The sequence below is a fragment of the Marinobacter sp. F4218 genome, from assembly GCF_019443085.1.
GTDB lineage: Bacteria > Pseudomonadota > Gammaproteobacteria > Pseudomonadales > Oleiphilaceae > Marinobacter > Marinobacter albus.
In genome coordinates this window covers 434,700-449,640 of sequence record NZ_JAHZIL010000003.1, presented here as the reverse complement: position 1 = coordinate 449,640, position 14,941 = coordinate 434,700, and the positions used below count along the sequence as shown (strand labels likewise).

Annotated in this window: 12 protein-coding genes and 1 pseudogene; 2 read left to right on the top strand and 11 right to left on the bottom strand. The window is 57.2% G+C overall.

Annotated elements, in window-relative coordinates:
* Positions 1-439: 439 nt before the first annotated feature.
* Positions 440-2,392, top strand: a pseudogene (locus K0B93_RS05945) (helix-turn-helix transcriptional regulator); the annotation flags it as partial.
* A gap of 102 nt (positions 2,393-2,494) precedes the next feature.
* A complete protein-coding gene (locus K0B93_RS19455) occupies positions 2,495-2,722 on the top strand; it encodes a response regulator transcription factor (RefSeq protein WP_416383204.1) in 228 nt (75 codons plus the stop codon).
* Here the strand turns inward: K0B93_RS19455 and K0B93_RS05940 are convergent.
* The 11 genes from K0B93_RS05940 to K0B93_RS05890 form a co-directional block, all read right to left on the bottom strand.
* Complete coding sequence (locus tag K0B93_RS05940) at positions 2,719-3,612, bottom strand: acyltransferase (RefSeq protein WP_219866332.1); 894 nt, start codon at positions 3,610-3,612, stop codon at positions 2,719-2,721. The two genes, K0B93_RS19455 and K0B93_RS05940, sit on opposite strands and share 4 nt — an antisense overlap.
* A gap of 42 nt (positions 3,613-3,654) precedes the next feature.
* Entirely contained in the window at positions 3,655-4,581 is a 927-nt protein-coding gene (locus tag K0B93_RS05935) for a glucosaminidase domain-containing protein (protein WP_219866331.1), read from the bottom strand.
* A 92-nt stretch (positions 4,582-4,673) separates the two neighbouring features.
* Positions 4,674-6,848, bottom strand: coding sequence for a hypothetical protein (locus tag K0B93_RS05930; protein ID WP_219866330.1), 2,175 nt, complete (start codon positions 6,846-6,848; stop codon positions 4,674-4,676).
* Between the two features lie 132 nt (positions 6,849-6,980).
* Entirely contained in the window at positions 6,981-7,541 is a 561-nt protein-coding gene (locus K0B93_RS05925; protein ID WP_219866329.1) for a YfaZ family outer membrane protein, read from the bottom strand.
* A 110-nt stretch (positions 7,542-7,651) separates the two neighbouring features.
* Positions 7,652-7,840 (bottom strand): DNA gyrase inhibitor YacG, encoded by a 189-nt coding sequence (yacG, locus tag K0B93_RS05920; RefSeq protein WP_219866328.1) that lies wholly within the window; start codon positions 7,838-7,840, stop codon positions 7,652-7,654.
* 47 nt (positions 7,841-7,887) lie between these two features.
* On the bottom strand, positions 7,888-10,212 hold the full coding sequence (locus K0B93_RS05915; protein ID WP_228743315.1) for a response regulator: 2,325 nt from the start codon (positions 10,210-10,212) through the stop codon (positions 7,888-7,890).
* A 70-nt stretch (positions 10,213-10,282) separates the two neighbouring features.
* Positions 10,283-11,026, bottom strand: a complete 744-nt coding sequence (tsaA, locus tag K0B93_RS05910; protein WP_219866326.1) for a tRNA (N6-threonylcarbamoyladenosine(37)-N6)-methyltransferase TrmO — start codon at positions 11,024-11,026, stop codon at positions 10,283-10,285.
* 2 nt (positions 11,027-11,028) lie between these two features.
* Positions 11,029-12,126: a hypothetical protein gene (locus K0B93_RS05905; RefSeq protein WP_219866325.1), complete on the bottom strand. Its 1,098-nt coding sequence runs from the start codon at positions 12,124-12,126 to the stop codon at positions 11,029-11,031.
* The gene (gene coaE, locus K0B93_RS05900; RefSeq protein ID WP_219866324.1) at positions 12,119-12,718 is read right to left on the bottom strand and encodes a dephospho-CoA kinase; all 600 of its coding nucleotides are present in this window, start codon (positions 12,716-12,718) and stop codon (positions 12,119-12,121) included. The genes K0B93_RS05905 and coaE overlap by 8 nt, the downstream gene beginning before the upstream one ends.
* A gap of 3 nt (positions 12,719-12,721) precedes the next feature.
* The gene (locus tag K0B93_RS05895) at positions 12,722-13,597 is read right to left on the bottom strand and encodes a prepilin peptidase (protein ID WP_219866323.1); all 876 of its coding nucleotides are present in this window, start codon (positions 13,595-13,597) and stop codon (positions 12,722-12,724) included.
* 123 nt (positions 13,598-13,720) lie between these two features.
* The gene (locus K0B93_RS05890) at positions 13,721-14,941 is read right to left on the bottom strand and encodes a type II secretion system F family protein (protein ID WP_219866322.1); all 1,221 of its coding nucleotides are present in this window, start codon (positions 14,939-14,941) and stop codon (positions 13,721-13,723) included.

Below are 14,941 nucleotides of genomic sequence, written 5' to 3'. Positions count from 1 at the left end.
ACTTCCGGCCGATGTCAAAACGGGGCAATGCGTGAAACCATTCAGTGATGGCTGTGCAGCCAACGATGAGTTCCAGTTAGCCAACAGTGGTCTGCAGCGGGGAGAGCTGGTCAGGGACCTGCTCAGGCAACGGTTGCAGGTGCCGGTGCTTCCTGAGGGGGCACTGAGTCGGCCGGCACTGAATCAGAGTATTGCCGATGCCTTGATTCCCCGGGGTGCGCTGTTCGTTGAGGCGCCTTGCGGTTTTGGAAAGTCCCACGCTGTGACCGCCGGTCTTTTTGCTGCCGGACTCGAGCCTGACAGCCTTCGCTGGGTCGCATTGAACGGACAGGACAATTCGCCGGCCCGGTTTCTTACCCTTATTTCCATTGCACTTGATCTGCCGGAGGCCTCCGAGAGCGGTCTTCAGGGTGGCGCTACCTATTCAGATGCCCTGGCGATGATGCTGGTTGCCCTTGACCGCCAGCAAGCTTGGCCGTGCCGGGCTCTTATCCTGGACAACGTCCAGAATATCGGCAATCCGGCCGTGGTGGCCCTGCTTCAGCAATTGGTTACCGACCTCCCTTCATACCTGTCGATCATCCTTATTTCCCGGCGGGCGCTGCCATTTGAAACACACGGCCTTGAGCTTGAGAATCGGCTGGTTCGCCTTGGTAGTGACGCACTGGAATTCAGTCGATCGGAAACCTTCGAATTCTTTGGTTCGCTGCTTGGCTCCAATCAGCTCTCCAGCATCGCCATTGATAATCTCTACGACATGACCGAAGGCTGGCCGACCCCGCTTGCGCTTTATCGGCGTGAAATTGCCCGCAACCCGGACTTGAAGCCGGTTCAGGAAACCAACAGCATCGAGCGGTTCCTGAAGGAGTCAGTGCTGGGCAACCTGACGTCGGCCCAGCGTCGGTCCCTGAGAGCCATGGCGGAACTCGAATTGTGTTCCGATGAGCTCTTCCTGGCACTCGCTCCCGATATGCCCGAGGTGGGTTTTGTGCCCTCGCAGGCAATGGACAGTGGCCTGCCGCTGAGGGGCATGCCCGGTCGGGGTCGCTGGTTCCGCTTCAATCCATTGTTGCAGGAATGGCTCAAAACTCCGGTTATGGCGGGTTACGCGGACCGCATGGGCCACGCGAGCCGGTGGTTCGGTGAGCGTGGCCAGTTTCCGGAAGCGCTGAAATATGCGTTGCTGAGCGGCGATGCCGAGGCCGTGATTCGCATCGCGTCTGAGGGGTCGGAGGCGTTGTTGCTGGGGCAGGATACTGCCTCTTTGCTCAGGTTGCGCAAGAGCCTGCCTGGGCAGCTTCTGGAACGGAGTCCACGGCTCCGGATCGTGTACAGCTGGGTTCATGCCATCGGCGGACAGTTTCATCAGGCGAGAGCGCTCATTGAAGGACTGGGAGAAGCCGGGATGGAAGAGCACGCTGCCCGTATCTGTGCGCTGAAAGCGTTCATCCTGAGAGGTGAGGGTAGTGTGGGGCCAGCCCTCAAAATGGCCAATCAGGCGTTGGCCGAGGGTGATCTGTCGACCCAGGGGCAACTGGTAACCCAGATGGTTCGATCCAGCGCCCTGTGTGCATCCGGACAGTTTCAGGAAGCGCGAGATGCCAATCGAGCCGCAGCTCGCCTTGCGCGAGAAGCGGGTGATTCGGGCTCAGAAGCGCTGGCGGTATACGCGCACGCGCGGATAGAGCTTGGGAAAGGCTCCTTGAAATATGCTGAACAATTGCTGCGTACCGGTCTGGATACGGCTATGCACGAGTTGGCCAGGCCCGCCCGCATCGGTGAAACCCGGCTACAGTTGAACCTTGTGCTGGTGCTCTGGCATCAGGGACGGTACAAGGAAGCAGACCGCTTGCTGGTCACCTGTGGCCGCCATGCCGAGCAGACGCGGGACCTGGGGCTGCTTATGGCCATGGCCATTCGCGTACTGATGTGTCGTGCCGAGGGGCGGCTTGAAGACGCTTTTGTCTGGATCGGTCGGGCTGAACGCACCATGCATGCCTGGCAGGTTGATGAGTCTTTGTTCGTTCCCGTTCTGGAGGCGCTCAAGGCCAGTTGCTGGTTGGCCCTGAATCAGGTTGACAGTGCCGCCCAGGCAGTCGCCAAGCTGGAACCCTACCGTAAGGCGGGGTGCGTGCCGGAACTGTTCCCCATGATGCCAGGCCTGTTGGATTGCATGCTGGTCAGGTTAGATCTGGCCCGAGGAGATTCTATGCGGGCCCGTGAAACCATTCAGGGTATTCGCGAGCGCTATAAAGATGCGATTCCCTGGGGTGTCGAGCTGCACATCCGTCTGCTGGAAGCTGTGCTTGTGCAAGATGAAAAAGGCACAACCGTGGCCCAGAAGATCCTTGCCTCAGTGGTCGCTGAGGCATCAAGGGAGCACTTTATCAGTCCGTTTGCGGAACTTCGGAATGAACTTCAGGATCTCGTTCAGAAAGGCTTTGCGCAACTACCCAATGGGCCTTTCAAAGAGGCTTTGGGCCGCCTTTACCAGGTGAAAACAGAAGCGGAGACGGTTGATGCATTGGCAGAACCGATCAGTGATCGCGAACAGAGTGTTCTGGAGTTGATCGCCAAGGGACTTTCAAACCAGGAAATTGCCGACAAGCTGCACATTTCGCTCCACACGGTTAAAACCCACGCAAGGCGAATCAATGCCAAACTGGAAGTGAGATCCCGCACCCAGGCCATCGTCCGTGCCCGGGAACTGGGCTTGCTCTAGGCGCTTTGCAGTGCCTGGATTCGCCTATCCTTTTCGGCCCAGACCTCACTGACCCAGCGCTGGAATTCCACGCGCGTATCCCGGTCGTTCTCGTAGTCCATCCCCAGAAAGCGGTCGGGTATGTCCCGTGTGCGCACGTCAATGATGATGCGTTGGATCCGGCCGCACAGATAGTCCCAGAACCCTGCCTTGCCGTCCGGATAGACAATGGTGACGTCGAGCATGGTATGGATCATTTCACCCATGGCCTGGAGGACGAACGCGGTTCCACCGGCCCTTGGCTTAAGGAGATGTTGGTAGGGTGAATTCTGGCTTTTGTGTTTGGCGCGGGTAAACCGGGTACCTTCCATAAAATTGAAGACGGTGACCGGAGTGAAGCGGAACTTCTCGCACGCGGCCTGGGTTGCCGCCACATCTTTGCCCTTCAGTTCCGGGCGTCGGGCTATCTGTTCTTTTGTGTGTCGATGCATGAACGGAAAGTCCAGTGCCCACCAGGCAACGCCCAGAAACGGCACCCAGATCAGTTCCTTCTTGAGAAAGAATTTCAGCAGCGGGATCCGGCTGTTCAGGACGTACTGAATGGCAGGGATGTCGGCCCAGGTCTGGTGGTTGCAGGTAACGAAATACCAGTGAGACTGGTCGAGCCTGTCGATACCGCGGATATCCCACTCCACCTTATGGAGCAGGTCCATCAGGACATTGTTAAAGCCAATCCAGACCCAGGCAATTCTGTTCAATACAACAGTACAGGCTTTCCGTGAGGCGGTAATTGGCACAACCAGCTTGCCCATGGCAAACACCAACAAAACGGGAAACAGGATGAGAGTGTTGGACAGTATGAGCAGGACCGCCAGGATTCCCTTTAGCGGTGCAGGCAAGAAGTTGAGCATGCTGGAATGTCGTCTCTGGAAGTTTAACAGTCTGTCTTGAAATCAGCCTTCAGCAGGGCCGGGGTTTGGGGCTTTCTGGCCGGGGAGCAGAACGGTCTCGGGGCTGGCCGAGGCGAGCTCCTGGAGGCGGTCGGGAGTAAGATCGCTGATCACATCCCTGAAATCGTTGTCGTAGAAGGACAGATTATTGTAGTGAATCATGGAGCGGATTTCTTTGACATAGTCCTCGCCGCGTTCCGAATAGCCCAGAAGGCCTTGAGCCATCTCAACACCGGAGAGTGGATCGTCGTCACGGCGGTCTTTGAGGCGAATGTCCCGTAGCGCCTGATAGGTGGGGTGACGATTCAGGTTCTGGATATACGCGCGAACGGAACGGTAAGGTGATGAAAATTTCGCGACTTCGTGGCTGGCGCCCTCGACTCGACCGCGAGGAACAAGGCCGCAGCCCTTGGAAAAGCACCATTGACCAAACAGATTGTAGCCCTTGGTCGCAAATCGTGAGGTTCCCCACGCGGATTCATTGGCCGCCTGGGCCAGAATCAGTGAGGGTGGAATCACATCGAGACGTTTCCGGAGTAGCGAAAACTGTTCATCGCTTCCCGGTTCGGCTTCTACTCGCAAGCGATCGGCCTGCGCAGCCAACCATTGTTGTTCGTCTTCTGACAGCGTGGACTTTCCGGCCAGACTGTCCAGGTAGTCTCTTTCAATAAGAATCCGGGAATTGGCCAACACGATACGCGGATAGAGAAATGAGAAGAACGCTGCTTTCTTTTCGGTCGTATCCCGAAAGCTGGCAAAATCCGGCAATCCGTCGTGGGCCCAGCTGGGCAGGGACGGCAGGGATGCGAGCGGTAGTTCTGAGCCGGACCGGTAGCCTTCCATGCCCGACTGGGGCACATAAAAACCGCCTCCAATCGCAAAGGCGATCAGTGGAACAAACAGCATCAGGGCCCGTTTACCTGCAGACATAAAACCTCACGTCAGAATCGATATGGTAACGATTATAACAGTTTATACGGACGAGTCTGCGTGCTGGCTCATTGCTGCTTTCGGCGCGCTCCTCAGGGAATCCGGGTCGCCATCAACAGTCCGATTTGCTCTTCTCCGGAGACCGTGTCTCTGAGGCGCAGATAGAACTGGTCCTGATCAGAGGTGAAAAAGCCTTCGAGGACCATGCTGGCGCCGGTAAATGTCACGCGCCCATTGCCCGCTGAAGAATCGTAGGCAAGGGAAATCGTATCACCTTCGTTCAGCTGCGGAGACGTTACAGTTTCGTCGCCTACCGTGTGAACGACGTCCAGGGTGCGTGGGTCCAGAGTTGCCAGAACTGTCGAGCCGATGGTCAGTACGGCATTGTCAAAATGCGCCAGCTGATTGGAATCGGAGGTCATGCCGAGACGAATGCCCTGAAGGCGATACCTGCCACTGGTGGGGGCTGATGCTGAGGTCTGGGCTGCGGCGATGAGGATGCCATCTCCGAAGGAACTGTCGTCCAGATTAAATGCGAGGAGACTGCCATCGGGGGTGCTGGCGCCCACGCCCAGATCCGGCTGCTCGAAATCACCGGAAGCGGTTGAAACATCCAGGTTCAGGCGCCCGATGTTGGCATCGCCGTCGCTGAGTCGTGATGTCCTGTTGCTCAGCGTCCAGGATTCAATCCGGATGCCGGTATTGTCCGTGCTGACCGCTCCGCTCGCGTCACGGGCCACTGTGGTAAGTAACTGGTTCTGGGTGATGGTGTTGCCGCTGATCCGCCAGTCGCCGAGGCCGGTTTCGAAGGTGACCGGTGTGGCGCCATCGCTGAACTGTGTGGCCAGGTACAGCACGTTGTAGTCGCGGCCGTCGAGAATGTTGAGGCTGAAGCCGCGCTGACGGAGAAGGTCGAGCTCCAATACAGACAGATAGTGATTCTCCAAGGTTTCCTTGCGCTTGAGCTCCTCGCCGGAGGTCTCCAGCTCTATGGCCTTGCCCGCGCTGAAGTAGCCGCTAACTACCCGGTCCGGCCCGGTAGTGTCAGACACAGGCTCACTCGTGTAGGCGTCAAGGTAATAAGGGTTTCGGGTCCAGCCAATGATGCGTGAGCTGCCGCGACCGGTGATGCTCTGATACAGGGCGCGGCCTGCCAGTAAACGGGTATCGGCGACCAGCGTAGCGGCGCCCGGTGACGAAGCGTGGGTGTTCAGGTCCCATTGCTCGGAGCCCCGGAGAAAGAAATCGTTGCCCGCTTGATGGATCAGTGCTTCCCGGGCATAGGGGATGTCGCTGGCAAGTGACGTCACGCGGATGTTGAAGGCATCGAAGCTGGTCAGGGTCAGTGCCGGATAGACGTACCCCACGCCGTACTGGTCTTCCAGCCGCTCCTCCTGAGCGGTCCGGGCACCCCATTGTCCGGAGTTGACCAGGGAGCTCTCAAGGAAGGTTTGGCCCAGCTCCACTCCGAAAAACACCGAATTGTAGTCCGCAGAGCTGGCAGTGATTCGACCGGAGGAGGTTTCGTCCAGCAGGGCGTAGTCCGCCATGGCAGAAACGTATCGGGCGAAGTCGCCGCGACCGGAAAGCAGGTCCAGCGCCGACGTCAGGTTCGCGGTTGACGGAATGTCGATTTCGAAATCGTGGACCTGATCCGCAAGTGTGGACCAGACATATTTGTTGAGACAGAGCTCGCCGCCGACATCATCCACGCAATCGAGAATGCTCTGGAACTGACCCGGGGTGTAAGTGGTCAGGGTGTTGCGTACGAGATATTCGGAGAACGGGTTGATCTTCACGTCGCGGTCGGCGTCGGCCGCCAGGGCGCGCAGCCGGACATTGCCGTAACTGGCATCAATGAGCACATCCGGACCCAGGGGCAAGCCTTCGTCAAACGCGATTATGGTGAAGCCATTGTCGTCGGTCCGCGTGGATACCGGTACCGAGCCCAGGTTTTGCAACGCCGTATTGGTGGTGTAGACACTGATCCGGTCCGGCTGCACGATTCTCAGGTTCCGGCGGGTCAGTTCGGCATCCGGAGCCACGCCACCGGGCACCTCCATGGTAATCCGGACTTCATTCGCTTCGAGCCCCGCAGTTTTGCTGGAGTCGCCGGTACTGCCAGGACTGAAGTCGTCCACCGGGTTCTTGCCGTTGGCGAAGTCGTTGGGATCATTCTGCGCGCCGGTAATGGCGTCGTCGCCTCCGCCGCACCCGCTGAGAAGCAAAAAAACGGTCGGAAGAATCAATCCAGAGGTCAATCGCATGCCAGGCTATCCGTGCAGGGAATTCAGACGAACAGTCTAACAGCGCGGAACTGGGGAAAGCGTGAGGAAAGGCACGAAAAAAGGTGCCCGAGGGGGCACCTTTGATTGTCTGTTCTGGCTATGGCTGAAAGATCAGAAGTAGATCTTCATGCCTGCCATGACGCCATCATCGAGATCCACGTCGCCGCGGAACGGACGATCCAGTTCGGTATTCAGATAACGGTAACCGGCAAAGACTTCGGCGTTGCGGATCACGCGGTAGCTGCCCCGCAGTTCCAGGCTGGTCAGGTCGTCGGAATCACCGAATGACAGGATGCTGGGTGCATAATGGAGGCCACCGGTGAAAGAGAGTCCCGGAACCCGCGGGATGTTCAGGGTGGCGTAGCCGCCCAGTGCGATGGCACCGCCGTCAACCGCGCCCGCGTCCCAGGCGAAACCACGCATGCCCAGGCCGGCTGTAGTAGGCAGGTTTCCGATTGCAGTCCGGCCCTGAGCGTGGAAATCAAGGTTCAGGATGTCGAGACCGCCTTCACGATAGGTGTAGCCGGCGCCCATCTGGAGATCGTCGTTGTTGCCCAGAAAGTTCACCTGGCCCTTTACGGAATCATCGGTGAGGCTGAGGTCCACATCGCCAGCGAAGGCTGGAGCGGCAGCCAGTGACAGAACCATCACGGAAATACGGGACACTTTCATGCATGCACCTTTCGTAAGTAATTAAAATATTTGGCGTATGTTAACGGGCATGCTCTGGGGGCTCAACTTAAAAGGCGGTAAGCCCGCATTAATCTGCGCTGAGATCCGGTTCAGTGGTGGGTATCGTCACCGCCCTGATCCAGGTCGTCAGGCGACACATTTTCGGCGGGCACCCGGTATTCCTCGTTGGCCCAGGCACCGAGATCAATGAGTTTGCAGCGCTCAGAACAGAACGGGCGGTATGGGTTGGCATCCGTCCATTCCACGGATTTTTTGCAGGTGGGGCATTCGACGTTCATGGTTGCCTTTCAGAATAATAAAACGGATCCAGGTATCCGCGGGCCCTTCAGGAAGTCGCGGACGCTTTACAGTATTGTTCCAGTACTGCCCGGAGCATTTCAATATTGACAGGCTTGGCAACGAATGAATCCATGCCGGCACGCCGGCATTTTTCCTCATCTTCCTCCATGGCGCTGGCCGTCAGGGCGACCACAGGCACCCTTGGCCGACTGTTCGTGTTCTCCCAATCCCGCAGGCGACGGGTGGCTTCAAAACCATCCACCCTTGGCATGATGCAATCCATGAAGATCAGGTCAAACGGATGCCACTGCCAGAGGCTGGCTGCGGCTTCTCCGTCATTGGCGGTCATCACATCACAACCGAGCTTTTCGAGCAGGCGGCGGGTGAGCGTGCGATTGACGGGGTTGTCTTCGACCAGCAGCACTTTCATCCGACCGCAGGGCAGTTCCCGTCGACGGGACGAATCGCTGACGGCCTGGAGTGAGAAGCGAGTCAGGAAACGTCTTTTATGGTTGGCCGCGTCCGCGAACAGCTGATTCAGAATCGGAGTCAGGCAAGACTCCCGCAATGACTTGCTGAGGAAGGCGTCAGCCCCCGCCTGGCGGAAATGCTCGGCGTCTCCCCGCTGGGGGTTGGAGGACAGGATCAACAACCGCATGTCACTCCACAAAGGGTTTCCGCGAATCTGGCGGCAGAGCAGATCGCTGTCCATGTCGGGGACAAAACCATCCAGCACAATGCTGTCAAATGGCTGCTGGCTGTCAAACGCCTGGCGAAGTGAGGTCAGCGCTTCACCGGCGGACTTCACCGCTTCAATGTGGACCTCATGGCGCGAAAGCATTTCGAGGGTAATTTTGCGGGACAATTCGTAGGAGTCTACCACGAGAATTCGCCGGTTCTTGACCATGCGGGTATCGGGGCGCACCCGGGTCGAGCTTTCCGGGGCAACGGGGAGTGTGATTTCGATCCAGAACGTTGAGCCTTCTCCCGGTCGACTCTCGAGGTCCAGCGAGCCATCCATCAGGTTGACCAACTGCCGGCAAATGGTGAGTCCCAGGCCTGCTCCCGGGAGCTGACGCTGGAAGCGTTGACCGAGTTGCACGTAGGGCTCATAGACCAGCGGGATGTCTTCCGGATTGATGCCCACGCCGGTGTCCTCGACCGCCAGTCGCAGGCGAGCCTGGTCATCGCGTCGGCCCAGTACTTCGATGCTGATCAGGACATGGCCGGAATCGGTGAACTTGATGGCGTTGGACGTCAGGTTCAGCAGGATCTGGCGTATACGTACCGGATCGCCTTTCAGTGCCCACGGCAGGTTTTCATCAATGCGAAGCTCCAGCGCCAGACCCTTTTCTCGTGCCCGGGAACCGAGCATATGAACCAGGTCGTTCAGGGTTTCACGGAGATCGAACGGGATCTCATCCAGCACCAGTTTTCCGGCCTCCATGCTGGAGATGTCGAGCAGATCGTTGATGATGGCAGACAGTCCTTCGGAGGCGCTCAGCAGGGTGTGGACGTATTCCCGCTGGTCCTGATCCAGCGGTGTATCGGTCAGCAGATTGGCATAGCCCAGTACTGACTGGAGGGGAATCCGGAGTTCGTGGCTGACATTGGCAAGGAACTGGTTCTTGGCGTGGTTCGCCCTGACTGCCTCATCCCGTTCGCCCTGGGACTGAATCGTGGTTTGGCGCAGTGACCGCGTGTCCTCGAGTATCTGGAGGCGCATCTTGTTGAGTGCCTGCTCCAGTTCGGTCAATTCATCGGGCGTTTTAGGGGCAGCGCGTTTCAGTTTTAGCGGATCGACCAGCGCATCAAGGTTAAGCCTTGCAGCATAGTCGGCCATGGCCTCCAGGTGCCGCGACAAGGTCATGCGTACGATGACAAGCAGACCAAGTGTTCCCAGCATCACCACGATGGATTGGAACAACAGGTTGAGTAGTGCCCGGTCTCTCAGATCATCGTATATGCGTTCAACGGAGGAGGTAAGGGTGAGGCTACCGACTTCCTCCGGGCTGCGAAAGCTCGACCGGTCGAAGACGAGCGGAAACGTCTGGGTGATAACGCGACCCTCCGGGAGGGTACCCGTGGTGAACTCATCGCCGGTTGAGGTAACGACGCGCGCGTGCTGGATTGCCGTCACGGCTTTCATGTCGTCCAGGCTGTTGGCCACCTCGCTGTAGTTCATCAGCCAGATGTTATTGCTCATACTGCCGGAAATGAGTTCAGCGGCCTTGGCCTGCGTGGCTTGCAGGTCTTCCTTGCGGCGCTCGAACTCGCCGATCATCTGTACGCCGGTGGCCACCAGAGAAAAGATCAGGCTGAACAGCAGTACATACGCCAACAGTCGGGCTGCCAGCGGCCGAATTCCCATGCGCTTTAAAAACCGGTTTGGAGGCAATGCACGAGTTCCCTGTGTCGACTACTAAATCACCAATCGGAGTTTAACAGACAGTTAGTACTTCGACACGTTCCTCTGAATCAAGGTTTACGAAACGGAACCGTACGTTCAGATCGTACAGGTGCGCGCCATAGATCCGGTCTTCCTCTCGCCCCCGACGAAAGGACGGCCGCGGGTCGTAGCTGACGACATCCTCAATCAGCAGTCGCAGGTCGGGATAATCCTCCGGGCTGAGTGCTTCAAGCTGCCTCTCGGCTTCCGGCAGGAAGGTCACCGCTAACCGCTCGGTCGGTGGCGCATCGGCCCAACCCAGGGATGCATCCGGTATCGAGTCCGCAAACGGCAAATAGGGTTTAATGTCGAGAATGGGCGTGCCTTCGATCAGGTCGTGGTCGCTGATGCGCAGCACCAGTCTGCCTTCCTTGCGAACTAATCCCTGATTCCTGACCACCGAAAGCCCAAGGCTGTTGGGTCGGAACGGGGAACGGCTGGCGAAAACGCCAATTTTCTTGTTGCCACCAAGGCGGGGTGGGCGCACGACCGGTCGCCATTCGGCACGAACCGCCTCATGAAACTGAAAGGTCAGCCACAGGTGGCTGGCGGATTCCAAGCCCCGGAACGCATCCTCCCGGTCGTAGGGTGCCTCGATAACGAGTTCGGCGTGGGCGTAACGCGTCAGGCCCGGCTGGCGGGGCACACCGAATTTGTCCTGAAAACAGGATCGAGTGAACGCAATCGGGGATAGCGTCAGTGCTTCCTGGGCTGGTCGGGAAGGGTGTCGGGGCATAGTCAATCTAGATAAGGTCGCTGAAGGCTACCGGAAAAGAACAATTCTACCCGGAAAACAACGGAAGGCCGATCCTTGAAGCTCTCTTCCCTTGGGAATTCGAGTGCGGGAATAACCTCTGCGTAAACCCAGTCGCTGTGCAGACGGTACCGCCAGGTCACGTCCGCGAAATAGGTGGTAGTTCGCCACGACGGCTTGCTCTCGCCCAATATCCCAAGGCGTGGGGTAAGTGTCGAGCGGTTGTTCAGTCGCTTGTCGACGCTGAAAATCTGGGCTGCGACAAACTCTTTTTCATCGTGGATCCATTCCAGTTCCGAGGACGATATGAAATACCAGCCCTGGCCGACCTGTCTACCGGCTGTCAGCCAGGTTCGCTCACCCCAGCCATCGTTGTGGTAGAAGTAAAATCGTTGTTGCGCTCTTAGAAGCCAGTCTTCATCCAGACGCCAGTCCTTCTGTGCCGTGGCTCGCCAGAAAGCATCTGGAGGGAGCCGAAGCCGCACACCTACGTCGTTCGACAGGTTGATGGCATCGCCAATTTCGGTCAGGTAGCGCAGTGCACCGGTCGCTTCGGTGTCGGAGCGTTCGTCCTGGGTCAGCTGCCGGTCACGCTGCCGCTCCTCCAGGGGGATGAGCTCTTCACTTTCACTCTCGATCACGAGGCGGAGCTTGCGCCGAGTGGTGGGAATGTCCAGTCGAAACCGGGCCTCAGGTTCGAACTGAAAGGGGGCGCCGGATTCGGATTCGGTCGCGAAGCCGATTCGAAGGTAACTGGCGTTGTTCGGTAATCCGTACTCGCTGCCCGAGAGCGTGCGGTCCGCCCACTGTCCGAGCCTTTCCACCTTGGGATTCTGGGTTCGTCCCTGAAGCAATACCCAGTTGCTGAAATTCACCCAGTAGGAATCGCGTGGCTCGGCCCAATACTCCTCTGGAGAAAAGTCGAAGAAGGACGAGGGCAGGGCCTCGGGTGATAAAATATCGGGCACGGATCGTTCCTGCACCTCGAACACCGGTTCGGCTGCCTGGGCGTGGGTCAGTGTGAGGCAAAGGGATGCGGCCGCAAGGCCAGCCAGCCGCGCGAGAAAAGATCGGTCAGACAAGATCCACCAAAATCCTTTTGTGCAAGTCACGGACCTGACGCTCCACGTCATCGATCGGGCGGTTGTTATCAATTATAGCGTCGGCCTTCGCGAGGCGCTGTTCCCTCGGCATCTGTGCAGCAATAATTCGTTCAACCTGCTCCCGGGAATTCGTGTCGCGGGACATGGTGCGTTCGATTTGCACGTCGACAGGCACATCGATCACGACGGCACGATCAACCAGCTGGTGCTGATCGGTTTCGAACAGCAGCGGAGAGACCAGGAGAGCGTAGGGCTGCGTGTAATTATCCGGCTTCAACTGCCGAATCAGTTCCTCGCGGATGATCGGATGCAGCAGGGCCTCAAGCCATGCTCGTTCCTCGGGGGCGTCAAAGACAATCGTCCGAAGACGTGCTCGGTCCAATGCGCCGTCCCTGGTCAGAATCTCAGGACCAAAATGCTCGGCAATCGCCTTGAGCGCGGGCGTGCCTGGTTCCACGACTTCGCGGGCAACATCGTCCGCATCGACCCAGTGTATGCCAAGGTCGCCAAACATCCTGACCACGGTTGATTTGCCGGAACCAATACCGCCGGTGAGACCCACAATTGCCATCAATCAGACTCCCAGAAAGCCAAACCAGAAACGCTGGATATCAGCGCCAAACCACAGGCAAAGCAGGCCAGCTGTGGCCAGGTAAGGTCCAAACGGAATGGGGACTTCCCGCCCGTGCTTCTTGAAGACCATCAGACTGATACCAACTACGGCACCAACGACGGACGAGAGAAGAATGACCGCCGGCAGCAGTTGCCAGCCAAGCCAGGCCCCGAGCGCCGCCAACAGTTTGAAGTCTCCATGGCCCATACCTTCTTTGCCCGTAACCAGCTTGAATAGCCAGTAAACCGACCAAAGAGACAGGTAGCCCGCCACCGCGCCCCAGAACGCGCTGGTAAAGTCCGTCAGCACGCCAAAGTAGTTGAGCACAAGCCCCAGCCACATCAGCGGAAGGGTAATGTTGTCCGGTAGGAGTTGCGTGTCAAAATCGATAACCGTAAGCGCGACAAGCGACCAAGTGAGCAACAACGCCCAGAGCCCGGCTTCCGATGAGCCCACAAACGCGATGGTTCCCACTGAGAGGAGGGCGGTTACCGCTTCAATGATCGGATAGCGTGGAGAAATGCCCGTTTTGCAGGACGAGCATTTGCCGCCCAGAAACAGATAGCTGACAACGGGGATGTTTTCCCAGGCCCGAATACTGTGACCGCAGGAAGGGCAGGTAGATGCCGGCTTCGAGAGGGTAATGGCGGCTTCCTGCTTTCGCTGTTGCTCGGGTACTTCAAGGAATTCCTCGCACTGGCAGCGCCAGTCCTGGTGCATCATCTTCGGGAGGCGCAGGATGACGACGTTCAGGAAGCTGCCGATGCACAGGGAAACCAGAATGACAGAGAGATGGAGTAGCCAGGGGGTATGGAGGTAGATGTCGAGGAACTGCATTGGACGCCTTGGGTGCGGAATGAACAAGGGGTCAGATGAACACTTTCATCTGACCCCGGCTTGAGGTCTAGAGCGGTGATCGGCGGGCAGAAAAAGATCTCTTCTGTCCTTCATCCTAGCTGTCTAGCCAACAACCTGACCCATCTGGAAAATTGGAAGGTACATGGCAATGATCAAGCCGCCGACCAGTACACCCAGAACCCCCATGATCATTGGTTCCATCAGCGCTGTCAGGTTATCAACCATGTCATCCACGACACTCTCGTAATGCTCTGCAACTTTGGCAAGCATCTCGTCCAGATTACCTGATTCTTCGCCGATCGCGGTTAACTGAACAGCCATTACTGGGAACAAGTCCTGTTCCTTCATAGACGCTTGGAGTTGAGTACCGCTGGATACATCATTTTTGATGTTCATGATGGCATCACGATAGACCGCATTGCCTGTCGCGCCGGCAACCGAATCCAACGCATCAACTAGGGGTACACCTGAGGCAAAGGTGGTCGAGAGTACCCGTCCAAATTTTGCTACAGCCGATTTGTCTAGTATTTCGCCCATAATTGGAAGTTTAAGAACATATTTGTCCATAAGGTCCGAAAATTTCTTGGAGCGTCTGTTTGCCTCCTTGAAGAGAAAAAGGGAGCCAACAATGCCCAAAAGAACAGCGAACCACCATTTCTGAAGCCATTCAGAGAGGTTCACCACAAACTGGGTGAATACGGGCAGTTCAGCACCAAATCCCTGGAACAGGCTCTCGAATTGAGGCACTACTTTAACAAGTAGAATCGCCGTCACTATTATTGCCACCACGATAACCGCAATCGGATAGGTCATCGCTTTCTTGACTTTTTTCTTCAGTATTTCGGTCTTTTCAAGATAGGTCGCAATGCGGTCTAGCATTTGTTCTAGCGCACCCGCCTTCTCACCGGAATCCACCAAATTGCAATAAAGATCGTCAAAATATCGCGGATGCTTTTTAAGGGCGCCGGCAAAACTTGTCCCTGACGAAATTTCGTTGCGAATCGTCATGACCAGTTCCTGAAGCCCCTTGTTTTCCAGTCCGTCTGCAACAATGTCGAAACTCTGTACCAGAGGAACCCCCGCTTTCATCATCGTGGCAAGCTGGCGCGTTAGCATCGCGATGTCAAACGGGGTTATCTTTTTGCTGCCACCCAGAAGCGGCTTGGGTTTTTTCTTGACCTTATCCGGAATGATTCCCTGTTTCCGGAGTTGGGCTTTGACAAGTGCCAGACTCTGGCCTGTCAGCTCACCTTTGGACTTGTTTCCCTTACGATCTTTCCCTTCCCAAATAAACGATTCGAGCTTTTGCGCTTTTTCTGCCAT